At 55.7% G+C, this 16,666-nt stretch carries 17 protein-coding genes; 6 read left to right on the forward strand and 11 right to left on the reverse strand.

Features of this window, described 5'->3' with window-relative positions; translation table 11 throughout:
• The first annotated feature begins 30 nt into the window (after positions 1 to 30).
• Complete coding sequence (gene ymdB / locus GNG27_RS08905; protein WP_156263437.1) at positions 31 to 573, forward strand: O-acetyl-ADP-ribose deacetylase; 543 nt, start codon at positions 31 to 33, stop codon at positions 571 to 573.
• Positions 509 to 1,993 (forward strand): phospholipase D family protein, encoded by a 1,485-nt coding sequence (locus GNG27_RS08910; RefSeq protein WP_197090594.1) that lies wholly within the window; start codon positions 509 to 511, stop codon positions 1,991 to 1,993. Before ymdB ends, GNG27_RS08910 begins: the two co-directional genes overlap by 65 nt.
• A 33-nt stretch (positions 1,994 to 2,026) precedes the next feature.
• Here the strand turns inward: GNG27_RS08910 and mdoC are convergent, their stop codons facing one another.
• Positions 2,027 to 3,187, reverse strand: a complete 1,161-nt coding sequence (gene mdoC, locus GNG27_RS08915; RefSeq protein ID WP_156263439.1) for a glucans biosynthesis protein MdoC — start codon at positions 3,185 to 3,187, stop codon at positions 2,027 to 2,029.
• Positions 3,188 to 3,460: 273 nt separating this feature from the next.
• Here mdoC and mdoG point away from each other — a divergent pair, with 273 nt between their 5' ends.
• From mdoG to GNG27_RS08930, 3 genes are all read left to right on the forward strand, one after another.
• Complete coding sequence (gene mdoG, locus GNG27_RS08920; protein ID WP_142489042.1) at positions 3,461 to 4,996, forward strand: glucans biosynthesis protein MdoG; 1,536 nt, start codon at positions 3,461 to 3,463, stop codon at positions 4,994 to 4,996.
• Positions 4,989 to 7,517 carry a glucans biosynthesis glucosyltransferase MdoH gene (gene mdoH, locus GNG27_RS08925; protein WP_156263440.1) on the forward strand — a complete coding sequence of 843 codons (2,529 nt, stop codon included), beginning with the start codon at positions 4,989 to 4,991 and terminating at the stop codon, positions 7,515 to 7,517. The genes mdoG and mdoH overlap by 8 nt, the downstream gene beginning before the upstream one ends.
• Positions 7,518 to 7,616: 99 nt before the next feature.
• Positions 7,617 to 7,844, forward strand: a complete 228-nt coding sequence (locus tag GNG27_RS08930; protein WP_114387444.1) for a YceK/YidQ family lipoprotein — start codon at positions 7,617 to 7,619, stop codon at positions 7,842 to 7,844.
• On the opposite strand, the gene GNG27_RS08935 is transcribed toward GNG27_RS08930, so the two are convergent.
• The 3 genes from GNG27_RS08935 to GNG27_RS08945 all read right to left on the reverse strand — a co-directional run bounded on the left by GNG27_RS08935 (position 7,845) and on the right by GNG27_RS08945 (position 10,643).
• A complete protein-coding gene (locus tag GNG27_RS08935; RefSeq protein ID WP_039032335.1) occupies positions 7,845 to 8,219 on the reverse strand; it encodes a MysB family protein in 375 nt (124 codons plus the stop codon).
• 98 nt (positions 8,220 to 8,317) lie between these two features.
• The gene (gene mdtG, locus GNG27_RS08940) at positions 8,318 to 9,568 is read right to left on the reverse strand and encodes a multidrug efflux MFS transporter MdtG (RefSeq protein WP_156263441.1); all 1,251 of its coding nucleotides are present in this window, start codon (positions 9,566 to 9,568) and stop codon (positions 8,318 to 8,320) included.
• A gap of 148 nt (positions 9,569 to 9,716) precedes the next feature.
• Entirely contained in the window at positions 9,717 to 10,643 is a 927-nt protein-coding gene (locus GNG27_RS08945; protein WP_142489045.1) for a Kdo(2)-lipid IV(A) acyltransferase, read from the reverse strand.
• Positions 10,644 to 10,864: 221 nt separating this feature from the next.
• On the opposite strand from GNG27_RS08945, the gene GNG27_RS08950 reads away from it, so the two are divergent.
• Complete coding sequence (locus GNG27_RS08950; RefSeq protein WP_156263442.1) at positions 10,865 to 11,914, forward strand: rhodanese-related sulfurtransferase; 1,050 nt, start codon at positions 10,865 to 10,867, stop codon at positions 11,912 to 11,914.
• 45 nt (positions 11,915 to 11,959) lie between these two features.
• Here GNG27_RS08950 and GNG27_RS08955 read toward each other — a convergent pair whose 3' ends face one another.
• The 7 genes from GNG27_RS08955 to pyrC form a co-directional block, all read right to left on the reverse strand.
• Complete coding sequence (locus tag GNG27_RS08955; protein ID WP_156263443.1) at positions 11,960 to 12,535, reverse strand: YceI family protein; 576 nt, start codon at positions 12,533 to 12,535, stop codon at positions 11,960 to 11,962.
• Between the two features lies 1 nt (position 12,536).
• Positions 12,537 to 13,103, reverse strand: coding sequence for a cytochrome b (locus GNG27_RS08960; protein WP_156263444.1), 567 nt, complete (start codon positions 13,101 to 13,103; stop codon positions 12,537 to 12,539).
• A 261-nt stretch (positions 13,104 to 13,364) separates the two neighbouring features.
• Complete coding sequence (locus GNG27_RS08965; protein WP_142489049.1) at positions 13,365 to 13,478, reverse strand: YceO family protein; 114 nt, start codon at positions 13,476 to 13,478, stop codon at positions 13,365 to 13,367.
• A gap of 56 nt (positions 13,479 to 13,534) precedes the next feature.
• On the reverse strand, positions 13,535 to 14,653 hold the full coding sequence (gene solA, locus GNG27_RS08970; protein WP_156263445.1) for an N-methyl-L-tryptophan oxidase: 1,119 nt from the start codon (positions 14,651 to 14,653) through the stop codon (positions 13,535 to 13,537).
• A gap of 117 nt (positions 14,654 to 14,770) precedes the next feature.
• Positions 14,771 to 15,025, reverse strand: a complete 255-nt coding sequence (gene bssS, locus GNG27_RS08975) for a biofilm formation regulator BssS (RefSeq protein ID WP_142489051.1) — start codon at positions 15,023 to 15,025, stop codon at positions 14,771 to 14,773.
• 269 nt (positions 15,026 to 15,294) lie between these two features.
• On the reverse strand, positions 15,295 to 15,540 hold the full coding sequence (gene dinI / locus GNG27_RS08980) for a DNA damage-inducible protein I (RefSeq protein WP_156263446.1): 246 nt from the start codon (positions 15,538 to 15,540) through the stop codon (positions 15,295 to 15,297).
• Between the two features lie 74 nt (positions 15,541 to 15,614).
• The gene (gene pyrC, locus GNG27_RS08985) at positions 15,615 to 16,661 is read right to left on the reverse strand and encodes a dihydroorotase (protein WP_156263447.1); all 1,047 of its coding nucleotides are present in this window, start codon (positions 16,659 to 16,661) and stop codon (positions 15,615 to 15,617) included.
• Between the last annotated feature and the right edge of the window lie 5 nt (positions 16,662 to 16,666).

The following is a 16,666-nucleotide window of genomic DNA, read 5'->3' on the forward strand; positions in this document are numbered from 1 at the left end:
TTAAGAAAAAAACGTCAGCAGAGGTTGATTATGAACTCGCGTATTGAAGTTTTTCTCGGTGATATCACCACCCTGCACGTCGATGTGGTGGTCAATGCCGCCAATCCCTCGTTGATGGGCGGTGGCGGCGTGGATGGCGCCATTCACCGGGCGGCCGGGCCCGCACTGCTGGAGGCCTGCAAGGTGGTACGTCAGCAGCAGGGCGAATGCGCGCCGGGCCAGGCGGTCATTACGCTGGCAGGCGACCTGCCAGCCAAAGCGGTGATCCACACCGTTGGCCCCGTCTGGCATGGAGGCGATCGTCATGAAGCCCGGATCCTGGAAGAGGCTTATCGCAACAGCCTGAACCTGGCGGCAGCCAACGGCTATCACACCCTCGCATTCCCGGCAATCAGCACCGGCGTGTACGGTTATCCGCGTGCCGCAGCGGCAGAAATCGCCGTTAATACGGTTTCGGATTATCTCACCCGCAAGCCTCTGCCGGAGCGGGTATACTTTGTCTGCTATGATGAAGAAAATGCCCGGCTATACAAGCGACTGCTTACCCAACGAGGACAGGAAACCGACGCATAACACGCGACTTGGGCGCGCTATTGCGCCGGTCAGCTCTGCTCATCCTGGCCTTTGTGGTCTTCTCCCTCTTGATAACAGTCTTGACGCCTTCGCCTGCCGTTACCGGCTGGCGGAGATGGCGGAAAAGACCCTCGATGTGCAGTACTACATCTGGGAAGATGACATGTCCGGAAGACTGTTGTTTTCCGTGTTGCTCTCCGCCGCCATGCGCGGCGTGCGGGTGCGTCTGCTGCTGGATGACAACAATACGCAGGGGCTGGACGCTATCCTGCGCCTGCTGGACGCGCATCCCAATTTCTCCGTTCGTCTGTTTAACCCTTTCTCATTTCGTACCCTGCGCGCCCTTGGTTACCTCACGGACTTCGCCCGACTCAACCGGCGAATGCATAACAAGAGTTTTACCGTGGATGGGGAGGTCACTATTGTTGGTGGCAGAAATATCGGAGATGCCTATTTTGGCGCGGGCGAGGAGCCTTTATTCTCCGATCTGGATGTGATGGCAACAGGTCCGGTAGTTCAGGACGTGGCCGATGATTTTGAACGCTACTGGAACTGCGCCTCGGTTTCCACGCTCCAGCAGGTGCTGGAGCTGTCGGAGACCGAGATCGAGGATAAAATTCACCCGCCTGAAGAGTGGTATCGGGACGATATCACCCGCCGCTATCTGGATAAACTCCAGTCCAGCGAGTTTATTACCCGCCTCGAGGCCGGTAATTTGCCGCTGATCTGGGCGAAAACCCGGTTGCTCAGTGACGATCCGCGTAAAGGGCAGGGCAGGGCAAAACGCCATTCGCTGCTGCCGCAGCGTTTGCTGGACGTCATGGGCTCGCCGGTGGAGCAAATTGCGATTATCTCCGCCTATTTTGTTCCGACCCGGGCGGGGGTAGCCCTGCTGCTGCAGATGGTACGTAAAGGGGTAAAAGTCGCCATTATGACCAATTCCCTGGCGGCTAACGATGTCGCCGTGGTGCATGCAGGCTATGCCCGCTGGCGCAAGAAGCTGTTGCGCCACGGCATTGAACTGTACGAACTTAAGCCGACCCAGGATGGCGTACCGGTGGTGCACGACCGCGGTATTACCGGGAACTCCGGTTCCAGCCTGCATGCCAAGACGTTCAGTATCGACGGTGAGAAAGTGTTTATTGGTTCGCTTAATTTTGATCCCCGGTCAACCATGCTCAATACCGAGATGGGCTTTGTCATTGAAAGCGAGGTGCTGGCGAGACTGATCCATACCCGTTTTGTCCGCAGTCAACGCCATGAGGCCTGGCAGATAAAGCTGGACAGTCTGGGACGACTGAACTGGATTGAGCGCAAGGATGGACAGGAAATTGTGCACACAAAGGAACCCAAAACCCGTTTCTGGCAGCGGATGCTGGTGCGGCTGGCCTATTGGCTACCCGTAGAGTGGCTGCTGTAAAGCGGCGCCGGTTCAGTGACCGGCGCACAACATTTAGCTGGTGGCCTGCGGGGTGTTATTGGGTTTGCTGGCCGGTTTACCGGAAAATAAGAAGCGCAGCAGCGGAATACGCAGATGAATTTCATACAGCGCAATCGCAATACCGACCACGAACACCAGCCCGCAGATAAAGCCCAGCAGATTTGAGCTGATATGCGGCGTGATATAAGCGCCAAAGAACAGCGTCAACGGGTGATGCACCAGATAGATAAACAGCGAGGCGTTGACAAAATAGGTCACGCGCGCGGATTTAAAGTTCAGCAGGCGGTGCCCCAGGGCAAAGACCACATTTACCATCCACAGCCCCAGCAGCATGGTGATCACGCTTTCGGTTTCATACATCCACGCATCACCGCTGCCATAACGCTGATTCAGCAGATAGGCGACAAACGCCAGCGCCGCCCCGAGGGTGCAGCCGCGCGATGGGGTAGTGAACAGGGCTTTCAGTTTGGGATGCACAAATGCCAGCGCGCCAATCATAAAGAAAGGAAGATAGAAGAGCGTCTGCATCACCACAAAATTAAACAGACCGTCGCTGAGGATCGGCGAGTAAACCATTAACAGCGTGCGGCGCAGCGCGGCATAGGCAATGCCCAGCAGTAAAAACAGAATCGACAGTTTGCCCCAGCTGATGTTGGCAAAAAACGTCTCCGTCCGGGTACTGAGATGGCGGCGCATGCGGCTGAACAGCCACAGGCAGATCGTGGTCATCACCACCAGCACCAGCAGGAACCACAGGTGCGAGATCAGTTCCCAGGCGAGGGTGTTATATTTTTCGTACAGCGACAGGTTGTGCCAGGTATCCGCTTTGCCTTTTACGTACTGCAGCATAATAAATTGCGGCAGCGTGAGCAGGGGAATAGCGGTGAGCATCGGGATGCCGACGCGCTCGACGCGCACTTTCCACCACCGTTTAAGCGGGTAGCGCAGAAAAAGCATGTAGGAAAAATAGCCCGAAATAACGAAAAAGACCTGCATCCGGAAGGAATGGATAAAATCGTTGAATAGCGTCAGCCACCACGAGGACTCGGCGCTATTGACGTGCCAGACGTGGCTCGAATAGATCAATGAGATGTGAAATGGGATCCCCAGCAGCATGAGCCAGGCCCGAATAGAATCAAGGAAATATTCGCGTTGTGCGGGTACGGTACTCATATGACGTTGCGCATTCTCAGACTTATCGCCTTATCCCTAAGACCAATAGTGGTTACATTCGGGGCCAACCCTACACGAAGTCCGACATACTGTCTCCAGGATAAGCACGCAAAGTGAAAACGGGTTACTTTCATTTGCTTAATCCATGAGCCAGCACGCTGAACAAAGCGGTGATTATGTTGTCGGAATGCCTGATTTTCCATTAAAATGGATCGGATCGATATAAGCACACAAAGGGGGAAGTGCTTACTTATTATGAAACATACACCACATATGATGAAAATGCGTTGGTTAGGGGCAGCCGTCTTGTTGTCTCTGTATACCTCATCGGCCCTGGCCTTTACCATCGACGACGTCGCAAAACAGGCAAAATCGATGGCGGGTAAAGGGTACGAAGCGCCAAAAAGTAACTTGCCCTCCGTTTTCCGCGACATGAAATATGCGGACTATCAGCAGATCCAGTTTAATCACGATAAAGCGTACTGGAATAAGATTAAGACCCCATTCAAGCTTGAATTTTATCATCAGGGGATGTACTTCGACACGCCTGTTACTATTAATGAAGTGACAGCCAATGCGGTACGTAAGATCAAATACAGCCCGGATTATTTTAATTTCGGCAATGTGCAACACGATAAAGACACCGTGAAAGATCTGGGCTTTGCGGGCTTTAAAGTGCTTTATCCTATCAACAGTAAAGATAAGAACGACGAAATTGTCAGCATGCTGGGGGCGAGCTATTTCCGCGTGATCGGCGGCGGCCAGGTGTACGGCCTCTCTGCGCGTGGTCTGGCGATCGATACCGCCCTGCCTTCCGGGGAAGAGTTCCCTCGTTTTCGCGAGTTCTGGATTGAGCGTCCAAAACCGACCGACAAACGCCTGACTATCTATGCCCTGCTGGATTCTCCGCGTGCGACCGGTGCCTATCGTTTCGTCATTATTCCGGGCCGAGACACCGTGGTTGACGTGCAGTCAAAAGTCTATCTGCGCGATAAAGTCGGCAAGCTGGGCGTTGCGCCATTAACCAGTATGTTCCTGTTCGGGCCTAACCAGCCGTCGTCCGCCACCAACTTCCGCCCGGAACTGCATGACTCTAACGGTCTGTCGATTCTTGCCGGGAACGGCGAGTGGATCTGGCGTCCGCTGAACAACCCGAAACATCTGGCGGTAAGCAGCTTCAGCATGGAAAACCCACAGGGGTTCGGCCTGCTGCAGCGCGGTCGTCAGTTCTCTCGCTTTGAAGATCTGGACGATCGTTACGATCTGCGCCCAAGCGCCTGGATCACCCCGAAAGGCGAGTGGGGCAAAGGTAAAGTTGAGCTGGTAGAGATCCCGACCAACGACGAAACCAACGACAACATCGTCGCGTACTGGACGCCGGATCAGCTTCCGGAAGCCGGGAAAGAGATGAACTTCAACTACTCCATCACCATGAGCCGCGATGAAGACAAACTGCATGCGCCAGAAAACGCGTATGTGCTGCAGACGCGCCGTTCAACCGGTGACGTGAAGCAGTCGAATCTTATCCGTCAGCCGGATGGCACTATCGCGTTCGTGGTGGACTTCACCGGTCAGGAGATGGCTAAACTGGCGCCGGAAACCCCGGTCACCGCGCAGGCAAGCATCGGTGATAACGGTGAAATCGTTGAAAACAACGTGCGTTATAACCCGGTCACTAAAGGCTGGCGTTTAACCCTGCGTGTGAAACTGAAAGACGCGAAACAACCGACTGAGATGCGTGCCTCTCTGGTGAACGCTGACCAGCCGCTGAGTGAAACCTGGAGCTATCAGCTACCTGCCAATGAATAAGACAACTGAGTATATCGATGCCATGCCGCTGACCGATATCGAGAAGGCGGCACTGCCGAAGGGTGACATCAGCTCGGTGCATACCGCGCTGGATGCCGATCATCATCCGTTTACCCGTGAAGATGATACCCCGCTGGGCTCGGTTAAAAGCCGCCTTGAGCAGGCCTGGCCCGACTCACTGGCCGAAGGCCAGCTGATTCGCGATGACGAAGGGCGTACCCAGCTTGAGGCGATGCCGAAAGCGACGCGCTCCTCAATGTTCCCGGATCCCTGGCGCACCAACCCGGTGGGCCGTTTCTGGGATCGCCTGCGTGGCCGCGACGTGACCCCGCGCTACCTCTCTCGCCTGACCAAAGAGCAGCAGGCCAGCGAGGAAAAATGGCGCACCGTCGGCAGTATTCGCCGCTACATCCTGCTGCTGCTGACCATCGCGCAGACCGTCGTCGCCACCTGGTATATGAAGACCATTCTGCCTTACCAGGGCTGGGCGCTGATCAATCCGGCCGATATGTTCGGCCAGGATCTGCTGGTCTCGTTTATGCAGCTGCTGCCGTATATTCTGCAGAGCGGCATCCTGCTGCTGTTCGCCATTCTCTTCTGCTGGGTATCGGCCGGTTTCTGGACCGCGCTGATGGGCTTCCTGCAGCTGTTGATCGGCCGTGACAAATACAGCATCTCTGCGTCGACGGTGGGGGATGAACCTATCAACCCTGAGCACCGCACGGCGCTGATCATGCCTATCTGTAACGAAGACGTCGATCGCGTCTTCGCCGGCCTGCGCGCTACCTGGGAGTCGGTGAAAGCTACCGGTAACGGCGAACACTTCGACGTTTACATCCTGAGTGACAGCTACAACCCCGACATTTGCGTGGCGGAACAGAAAGCCTGGATGGAGCTGATCGCCGAAGTGCAGGGCGAAGGGCAGATCTTCTACCGTCGTCGCCGTCGTCGCGTGAAGCGTAAAAGCGGCAACATCGATGACTTCTGCCGTCGCTGGGGCAACCAGTACAGCTACATGGTGGTGCTGGATGCGGACTCGGTGATGACCGGTGACTGCCTGACGGGTCTCGTGCGCCTGATGGAAGCCAACCCCAACGCCGGGATCATCCAGTCTTCGCCAAAAGCGTCGGGCATGGACACGCTGTATGCGCGCTGCCAGCAGTTTGCGACGCGCGTGTACGGGCCGCTCTTTACCGCCGGTCTGCACTTCTGGCAGCTGGGTGAATCCCACTACTGGGGGCATAACGCCATCATCCGTGTGAAGCCGTTCATCGAGCACTGTGCCCTGGCGCCGCTGCCGGGCGAAGGCTCCTTTGCGGGCTCGATCCTGTCGCATGACTTCGTGGAAGCCGCGCTGATGCGTCGTGCTGGTTGGGGGGTGTGGATTGCCTACGACCTCCCGGGCTCCTATGAAGAGCTGCCGCCGAACCTGCTGGATGAGCTGAAGCGTGACCGCCGCTGGTGTCACGGTAACCTGATGAACTTCCGCCTGTTCCTCGTCAAAGGGATGCACCCGGTACACCGTGCCGTGTTCCTGACCGGCGTGATGTCCTACCTCTCCGCGCCGCTGTGGTTTATGTTCCTGGCCCTGTCGACCGCGCTGCAGGTGGTGCACGCCCTGACCGAGCCGCAGTACTTCCTGCAACCGCGCCAGCTGTTCCCGGTGTGGCCGCAGTGGCGTCCCGAGCTGGCGATCGCGCTCTTTGCCTCGACGATGGTGCTGCTGTTCCTGCCGAAGCTGCTTAGTATCGTGCTGATCTGGTGTAAGGGCTCGAAAGAGTACGGCGGTTTCTTCCGCGTAACGCTCTCCCTGCTGCTGGAAGTGCTGTTCTCGGTACTGCTGGCACCGGTGCGTATGCTGTTCCACACCGTCTTCGTGGTCAGCGCGTTCCTCGGCTGGGAAGTGGTCTGGAACTCACCGCAGCGTGACGATGACTCCACCCCGTGGAGTGAAGCCTTTATGCGCCACGGCTCGCAGATGCTGCTTGGCCTGGTGTGGGCCGTAGGGATGGCGTGGCTGGATCTGCGCTTCCTGTTCTGGCTGGCACCGATTGTCTTCTCGCTGATCCTGTCGCCGTTCGTGTCGGTGATCTCCAGCCGGTCGACCGTGGGTCTGCGCACCAAACGCTGGAAGCTGTTCCTGATCCCGGAAGAGTATTCCCCGCCGCAGGTGCTGGTGGATACCGACAGGTATCTGGAGCTCAACCGCAGCCGTTCGCTGGAAGATGGTTTTATGCACGCCGTGTTTAACCCATCGTTCAACGCGCTGGCCACCGCCATGGCGACTGCCCGTCACCGTGCCAGCCATGTGCTGGAGATCGCCCGCGATCGTCACGTTGAGCAGGCGCTGAACGAGACCCCGGAGAAGCTGAACCGCGATCGTCGTCTGGTGTTGCTGAGCGACCCGGTCACCCTGTCGCGCCTGCATTATCGTGTCTGGTCCGCCCCGGAGAAATACTCTTCATGGGTGAACCATTATCAGACGTTGAAGATGAACCCGCAGGCGTTGAAGACCAAATAAGCCGTCAGTGTTGCATGACGTGTAGGCCGGGTAAGCGTAGCGCCACCCGGCAAATAAATACCGGCTCCAGGGCCGGTATTTTTATCTTTGAGGTATTAAATGCGATTTTTCATCGTCATTACGATGGCGTTATTACTGAGCGGCTGCGGGAGTATTATCAGCCGGACCATCCCGGGGCAGGGACACGGCAATCAATACTATCCGGGCGTGCAGTGGGACGTTCGCGACTCCGCGTGGCGTTACCTGACGGTGCTGGATCTGCCATTCTCGCTGGTTTTCGATACCCTGCTGCTGCCCATCGACGCTCAGCATGGGCCCTATGAGTAACTAACGCTCATCCCACTCATCCGCTGCGGTTTGGCCCTCTTCGGTATCCAGCGGCGGCTCAAGCTGGAATTCACCCTCATCCCATTCATGCAGGGTGTTCTCTTCCAGCCACTCCTGACGGAGCTCAATTTCGTCATAATCGCCATCAAACACTGCCTGAGCCGCTTCACCGCTCAGCACCGGCAGACATTCGCCGTCTTCGCCGTCATCGGCAAAAAATTCGGCCTGCCACATAATGTCCCCATCCTGCATGACATATTTCTGGATATTGAGTTGCTCAATATTCGCGTCATCTTCCTCAATGCCGGGATTATCAGCGAGGAACTCCTCGCGCGCGGCATCAATCGCTTCCTCTAGAGTGGCAAACATAGTCATCGGCGTCTCCCTGTGATTTGACATGGTGTTCAGGGAAAGAATAGCTGATTCTCCATAATTGCAAGTATGAAAGCCGTAAAAGCATTCACGAAGTTGTCTTAATCTGTCGCAGATACCCTATCCGGCTCGTGGACAGACCGCGGCTGGCGAACGGCCCGCGACAGACTTACCCAGGAGTAAAAGACGTTAAACATCACCACGCAGGCGGTCACAATAAACACCGCGCGAAAACCGTAGCTGGCCGCGATACCGGCCCCGAGAAGCGGGCCGGTGACGTTGCCGATATCACGGAACGACTGGTTATAGCTGAAGATACGGCCGGCAATCTGATTGGTGGAGTTATAGACCAGCAGGGTCTGGACCGCAGGCAGCAGGGCACCATCGGCCGCCCCGAGTAAAAAGCGCAGTACGCCCAGCTGCCACGGCGATTGCACGAAGGACATCGGGATAAGCAGCAGGACGGAGATCGCCAGGGCGACAATCAGGATCCTTTCCGGGCCGATACGATCCCCCAGTTTTCCCAGCCGCGGGGCGCTGATCAGCGCGGCCACGCCCGGCACCGAGGCGATTAAGCCGCTGATAAAGGCGATATTGCTGACGTGGCCGGCGAGGTCGCGTACATACAGGGTCAGGATCGGCGCGATGGACCCGGTCGCTACCTGAATGATCATGGTGGTGACAAACAGGCTGATTACCAGTCGGGGGTTTTTCAGCGAGGCGAACACCTGGCGGGCATGCAGCATCTCTTTTTTGGGCACCGGAGTAAAATTTTCCCGAATGCAGAAAAAGGTCAGCAGGAAGCAGGCAAACAGGACGCCCGCGGTGATGAAAAAGACCGGGCGCAGACCGTAGCTGTCCGCCAGAAGCCCGCCGGCCAACGGGCCGAGCAGAGCGCCGCTCACCGCACCGGTGGAGAGGGTGCCTAACGCCCAGCCGCTTTTATGGCGAGGAATTTGCGTGGCGATAAGCGCGTTGGCATTGGGCACAAACCCGCCCAGCAGCCCCAGCACGGCGCGTAAGATCAGAAATTGCCAGATGTTTTGCGCCATCCCCATCAGCAGCATGATAATCGCCATCCCCAGCGCCGAGCGCAGCAGCATAATCTTACGCCCCTTGCGATCGGCCAGCCCACCCCAGAACGGAGACGCGATGGCGGAGAAGAGGAAGGTGATGCTGAAGACCAGTCCCGACCACATGTTGAGGGCGCTGTGGCCGCTGACGCCCAGCTGTTCGACATACAGCGGCAGGAAAGGCATGACCAGGCTAAAGGCGGCCCCGGTGAGAAAGCAGCCCAGCCAGGCCACCATGAGGTTCCGCTTCCAGTTAATTGGCGTTTCTGAGGGAGACATAGCTATCCGCATTATGATGCGCAGCGGCATCATCATTTAAAGAAGTAATAAGCCTGCTAATTATGCGCCTGGGTGATGGTTGCTGCAATGCGGGAAAGCATGATAAGTCAAAAGGGTGGTGCGGCCGGAGAGGCCGCAGGGCAGAACGTTAATAGCGGGAAGGTACGCCTTCAGGGCGGGTTTTGAAGCGGCGATGCAGCCACATATACTGTTCCGGTGCCAGCAGGATGCACTTCTCAACCACCTCATTCATCCACGCGGCGGTGGTTTTCGCATCGTCCAGCGGTGGGGAACACTCTGGTTCCAGCATCATCAGCTCATAGCCCTTACCGTTGGATTTGCGGCGCGGTACGAAGGGCACAATTGCCGCCTGCGACAGACGGGCCAGCGTCCAGGTACCTGTGGTAGTGGCCGCTTCATCGACGGCAAAGAACGGAACGAAGACGCTGGCGCCAGGGCCGTAGTCATGGTCCGGCGCATACCAGATCACCTCGCCGGATTTCAGCGCCCGGATCATCCCCTTGAGATCTTTACGGTCGATCATGCTCTTGTTGGAGCGCATCCGGCCCCAGGTTTGCAGCCAGTCGATCACCGGATTGTCGTTCGGGCGATAGACGCCGATGCCGGGGGCCTGCATGCCGAACATCCGCGCGCCGATCTCCAGGGTCAGAAAATGGACGCCAATCAGCAGTACGCCGGTTTTCTGCGCCTGGAGCTGATGCACGGGCTCCATGCCGGTGCCGGTCACTTCGGTCCAGCGCGCCATGCGTTTATCGGACCAGAACCAGGCCATCCCGGTCTCCATCAGCCCCATGCCGACGGATTCAAAGTTTTTGACCACCATGTCGTGACGCTCTTGCTCGCTCATCTCAGGAAAACAGAGTTCCAGATTGCGTCGGGCGATCCAGGCGCGGCGGGACATAAAGCGCATCGCCAGGCGACCCAGGCCGCAGCCGAGACGGTAGATCAGCGGGTAGGGCAGCTGCACCAGTAACCATAATAAACCGATGCCAGCCCAGGTCAGCCAGTAACGAGGATGTAATAGCGCAGTGGAAAATTTAGGTAATTGAGTCATGTCGTTCCTGTTTTTAATACGTCCTGTCGGCAGATTGTCGCATTATTCGTTTCATATCCAAAACGGATGACAACGGAATGTTCATAAAAACGTCAAATGTTATTGCCCGGGCATTAAGAGGTATGAAATGTAGCGCAAAATGAAGGGATGTAAATTCTCATTGTTTGCTATATGATGCCGCCCGATTTTCATTCTCACTACGATTGCAGGAACCGTACACCATGCCAGTGTTACACAACCTCATTTCGAACGAAGAGCTGAAAGCGCGCATGTTGGCTGAAACCGAGCCGCGCACGACGATCTCGTTCTATAAATATTTCACCGTCGTTAACTCACAGGCCACGCGTGACGCACTGTATAAGGCGTTAACTGCCCTGAACGTCTTTGGCCGCATCTATCTGGCGCACGAAGGTATCAATGCGCAGATCAGCGTGCCTGAAAGCAACGTCGAGGCCCTGCGTGACTTCCTGTACGCCTTTGACCCGGCGCTGGACGGCCTGCGCCTGAACGTTGCCCTCGACGATGACGGCAAATCTTTCTGGGTGCTGCGCCTGAAAGTGCGCGAACGCATTGTGGCCGACGGCATTGACGACCCGACGTTTGACGCCAGCGATGTGGGTGAGTACCTGAAAGCGGCCGACGTTAACGCCATGCTCGACGATCCCGACGCCGTGTTTATCGATATGCGTAACCACTACGAATATGAAGTGGGCCATTTTGAAAACGCGCTTGAAATCCCGGCAGATACCTTCCGCGAGCAGTTGCCGAAAGCGGTTGAGATGATGCAGGAGCATAAGGACAAGAAAATTGTCATGTACTGCACCGGGGGGATCCGCTGCGAAAAAGCCAGCGCATACATGAAGCATCAGGGCTTCAATAAAGTCTGGCATATCGAGGGCGGGATCATTGAGTATGCCCGTCGCGCGCGTGAACAGGGGCTGCCGGTGCGTTTTATCGGCAAGAACTTCGTCTTTGACGAGCGGATGGGGGAGCGTATCTCTGACGATGTGATCGCCCATTGCCATCAGTGCGGCACTGCCTGCGACACCCATACCAACTGCAAAAACGACGGCTGTCACCTGCTGTTTATTCAGTGTCCTGCCTGCGCTGAGAAGTTCAACGGCTGCTGCAGCGAGCTGTGTAGCGAGGAGAGTATGTTGCCGGAAGAGGAGCAGCGCCGCCGCCGTGCGGGCCGCGAGAACGGCAATAAGATCTTTAATAAATCGCGTGGGCGTCTGAACACCCGCCTGGGTATTCCTGACCCGGAATAACCCTGTAACCTTGCCCGGTCGCGCCATGCTGACCGGGCGAGGGCATTACTTCTGCTGTACCCCTTCCACCGAAATAATCAGCTCCACGTCCTGCGACGCCGGGCCCAGATCGGTGGTGATGTTAAAGTCTTTGAGGTGGATTTTGCCTGTCGCTTCAAACCCGGCACGTTTGCCGCCCCACGGGTCATCACCCTGACCAATCAGTTTTGCATCCAGCTTAACCGGCTTGGTTACGCCGTTCAGCGTCAGATCGCCAGTGATATCCAGACCCTCGCCATCCTTCTTCACCTCGGTCGAGGTAAAGGTCGCCTGCGGGTATTTCGCCACGTTGAGGAAATCTGCGCTGCGCAGGTGCTTATCGCGCTCGGCGTGGTTGGTATCCAGGCTGTTGGTATTCAGGGTCACGTTGACCTTATCGGCCGCCGGATTACCCTCATCAAAGGTGAAGGAGCCGTCGAAATCCTTGAAGGTGCCATACAGCCAGCTGTAGCCCAGATGCTGGATGCGGAAATTCACAAAGGCGTGCTGACCTTGTTTATCAATTTTGTAGTCGGCTGCCACCGCCGCGCCGGTGGTGAACAGCAGAGAACTTAAGGTTAATCCCAGCAGGCTTTTTTTCATTTTACGCTCCAGAGTCAGGTGACGCTTTACCCAACATTCGTGTCAGGGTGGCGTCTTTGTCGATAAAGTGGTGTTTGATGGCCGCAAGACCATGCAGTGCAGATAACGAGACCACGCCCCAGGCCAGCCACAGGTGGACGGTCCCGGCCAGATCGGCCTGCGCCCCGGCATCCGCCAGCAGGGCAGGGACGTCAAACAGGCCAAAGACGCTGATCGGCTTGCCGTCGGCGGTGGAAATTAAATAGCCGCTGATGAGAATGGCGAACAGCACCGCATACAGGGCAAAATGCGCGGCGGCGGCGCTCAGACGCGTGACGCGCGACTGGCTTTTCAGCGCAGGCGGCACCGGGGAAAAACGGCGCCACAGCAGACGCACTACCAGCGCCAGCATCAGCATAAAACCGATGCTTTTGTGCAGCTCTGGTGCCTGGTGATACCAACCATCGTAATAGCTGAGGGTCACCATCCATAATCCAAGGCCAAACATGCCATACACCGCAATAGCCATCAGCCAGTGTAAACTCATGGAAATAACGCCATAGCGTGTGGGGGAATTACGCACCTGCATTGAGAATACCGTCATTAATAAGTAAGCGCTCAAAATGGCGTGGAGGAAACATTAATGCAAATGATATTTACAGATATTCATTATTAATTTTATTCGTTCAATTATTTCGAATAAAAATAAGTAAAGATGGTCAATGTGGCTGTTAATGCTTTGTGATATAGGCTGATTTAAGGCGGGTTATGACGATTTAATGATGTTCAAATAATTTATTGTGAAATTATAGTTATCTTAAGAATCGTCAGTTTTTGTCAATATGTCTCATCAGAAAAATACAATGTACAGAATATCGAGGATCGCCAGTAACGACCACAGCACAATATAGAGCATCAGATGCTCGCGAATATTATTGACCACATAATTAACAATACGACGCATGAGGGTACCGGTAATGGAGATGATGAAAGGCTTCGGCAACCCGAAGCCTGACAGCATTATCGGCTAAAGCGCGACAGGGAGAAAGGCGTGAGATCAAACGGCGGGGCGATCTGCTGTGAGAATTGCGCGGCAATCTCACCCAGCACGCTGGCAAATTTGAACCCGTGGCCGCTCAGGCCGGCGATCAGCAGCGTATTATCATGGCCCGGCAGGGTATCGATGATGAAGTCTTCGTCCGGCGTGTTGTCATAGGTGCAGGCTGCCCCGTATAACAGGCCGCCGATACCCGGCAGCACGTTGCGCAGGAATTTGAATGCTTCAGAGCCGTCGCCAGGCCAGGCACCGAACGGTTTGCGCTCTTCCGGGGAGTTGATAACCTGCCCGCCGTTGTGTTTACCGATCTTCAGCGCATCTTTCTCTGACGGGAAGCCGTAGAACTGATCTCCATCTGGCAGTTCGCCAGTGAAGGCCGGGAAGCGATTCTGATGACTGTAACGCCCGTCGGACTGGAACCAGGAGAAGACCTTGCGCACCGGCTGGATCGGCAGGCCGGGCACCAGACGCGATACCCAGGTACCGGCGCTTACCAGCAGGCGATCCGCACGATACGGACCCTCCGGGGTTTCGACGGTGACGCCGTCGTCCTGATGGGAAATCGCGGTGACCGGGCAGTTAAACAGCTGCGCGCAGCCCGCCTCTTTTGCCAGCGCAATCCAGGTTTTGATCGCCAGCTCGCTACGCAGGACCCCGGACTCGGCCTCAAACAGACCGATATAACCCTCAGGAACCTGGATTTCAGGCCAGCGCTTCATCACCGCCGCCGCGTCCAGACGCTCAAGATTAAGATTGAACTGGCGGGCGCTCTGCTCAACGGTTGCCAGGAAAGAGGAATCCGACGGTCCCAGATTGACCACCCCCGTGCGTTCGAAGAGCGGTTCGCCGCTGATGTCGGCCAGCTCATCCCACAGCGCCTGCGCGCGTAAAACCAGCGGCACATAGCGTTCACCTTCCCCGTAAGCGTGACGCATCAGGCGGGTGTCGCCGTGATGGCTTCCTTCGGTGTGGGGCGGCATATGGGCATCAATCATCAGGACGTTTTGACCGGCGCGTGTTGCGTAATAACCTGCCGCTGCACCGACAGATCCGCTGCCAATAATAATTAAATCGTATTTCATCAGATTCTCTTTACGCGTTTCGTTGCTTAGCAGGGTAATTAAGACGTGACGGTTATACAAGGGCGAAATAAATGAGGCACCGTAAGGTGCCTTTTTGGGTGAGGTTTAGACATGACATTAATGTCGCCGGTACTCATTTGCCTGGTAGTCACTGGATTCTATTTTTGCAATACCGGCTTCTAAAATAGAAATAAACTGACGTGCAACGTCTGTTGTTAACCATAGCGTTTGCCCAACTTCCGCTTCTTCGGTGTCAGGGTGATTTGGGGTCTGGTAATGCAAACGCAGCATCAGTGCGTCGTAGCTATCTACAGTGCTGATATCCCAGCCAACAAGCGGATGTGTCTGGATGACTTCATTATTCTTTTCCATCATAACCCCCTGAATACGTGTTAAAAGACAACGACTGTGAGGTTCAATGCGTGTTTTTCTGAAGCAATTTCAGTATATCAATAAATAAGGCTTCTGAAGGGAAAAAGAAACAGGCAGCACAACAAATTTGTGCGTTTTAGGATTGTTTGAACATTAAAACATCATCTTGCTGATGATTTTTGAGGAAGTTAGTCAGATTATTCGTACTAACGTTGAACAGACGAAAAAAAGCCGGGGCGACCCGGCAAAAAAAACAAAGAGGGATAAAATTAATCGGTAATAAACCAGTCGTCAGCGCTCTCCCAGGTTTCCTGTAAAATTTCGCTGATGCGCGCTTTATCTTCTTTGGCGCCACCGATGACCGACAGATTGTTTGACCCGGCATAACGCACGGTGACAGCACCTTCGCGTTCGGGGAAGGAATCATTTATACGGCGGGATAATTCACCCGCCAGCGCATCCAGCGCGCCGGCAGGCAAAGCAGTTGTTCTGGCAATGGTCACTTCGATACGCATAGTTGCCCCCTGTGTAATATACTGGTTATTTATACAGTTATATTATTGAACTTACAACAGGGGGCCAACAATTTTTAGCGTTTTACCGTCCAGTGCACGGTTTCACCCGCGAGGAACGGGATCAGGGTGTCATCCGTCAGCGCAATAGAATCCACCACGCTGCTCTCTTCGCGCACCAGTTCAACGAAGGTTTCATTGACCGGCAGGCCGTAGAAGCGAGGGCCGTTCAGGGAGCAGAAGGCCTCAAAATGCTGCAGGGCGTTCATCTCGTCAAACACCTGGGCATAGCTGGCCAGCGCCGTAGGGGCGTTAAAGCAGCCTGCACAGCCGCAGCTAGCCTCTTTGCGATGACGGGCGTGCGGGGCGGAGTCGGTGCCGAGGAAGGCGCGCTCAAAGCCGCTGGCGACCAGTTCACGCAGCGCCTGCTGGTGGATATTGCGTTTGAGGATGGGCAGGCAGTAGAGGTGAGGGCGCACGCCGCCCACCAGCATGTGGTTGCGGTTGAACATCAGGTGCTGAGGGGTGATGGTGGCAGCCAGAAGCTCGTTGCCATCGCGCACGTACTCGGCTGCATCTTTGGTGGTGATGTGTTCAAACACCACTTTCAGACCCGGCAGGCGCTGACGCAGCGGCTCCATCACGGTGTCGATAAAGCGCGCCTCACGGTCGAAGATATCGATCTCGGCATGGGTCACTTCGCCATGCACCAGCAGCGGCATCCCCAGTTTCTCCATACGCTCCAGCACCGGCATAATGGCATCAATGCTGGTCACGCCGTGGCTGGAGTTAGTGGTGGCGTTAGCCGGGTAGAGTTTGGCGGCAGTAAAGACCCCTTCGTTAAAGCCGCGTTCAATCTCATTAGGATCGAGCGTGTCGGTAAGATAACAGGTCATCAGCGGGGTAAAATCTTGACCGGCAGGCACGGCATCAAGAATGCGCTGGCGATAGGCAATCGCCGCATCGACCGTGGTGACGGGCGGCACCAGGTTTGGCATAACAATCGCGCGGCCATAGATTTCACTGGTATAAGGCACGACGGTATTCAGCATATCGCCATCGCGAAGATGGATATGCCAGTCGTCTGGGCGGCGAATTTTCAAAACCTGGGATGGTGCAGTCATGGATA

It is taken from the genome of Leclercia sp. 119287 (assembly GCF_009734485.1).
Classification (GTDB): Bacteria; Pseudomonadota; Gammaproteobacteria; order Enterobacterales; family Enterobacteriaceae; genus Enterobacter; species Enterobacter adecarboxylatus_C.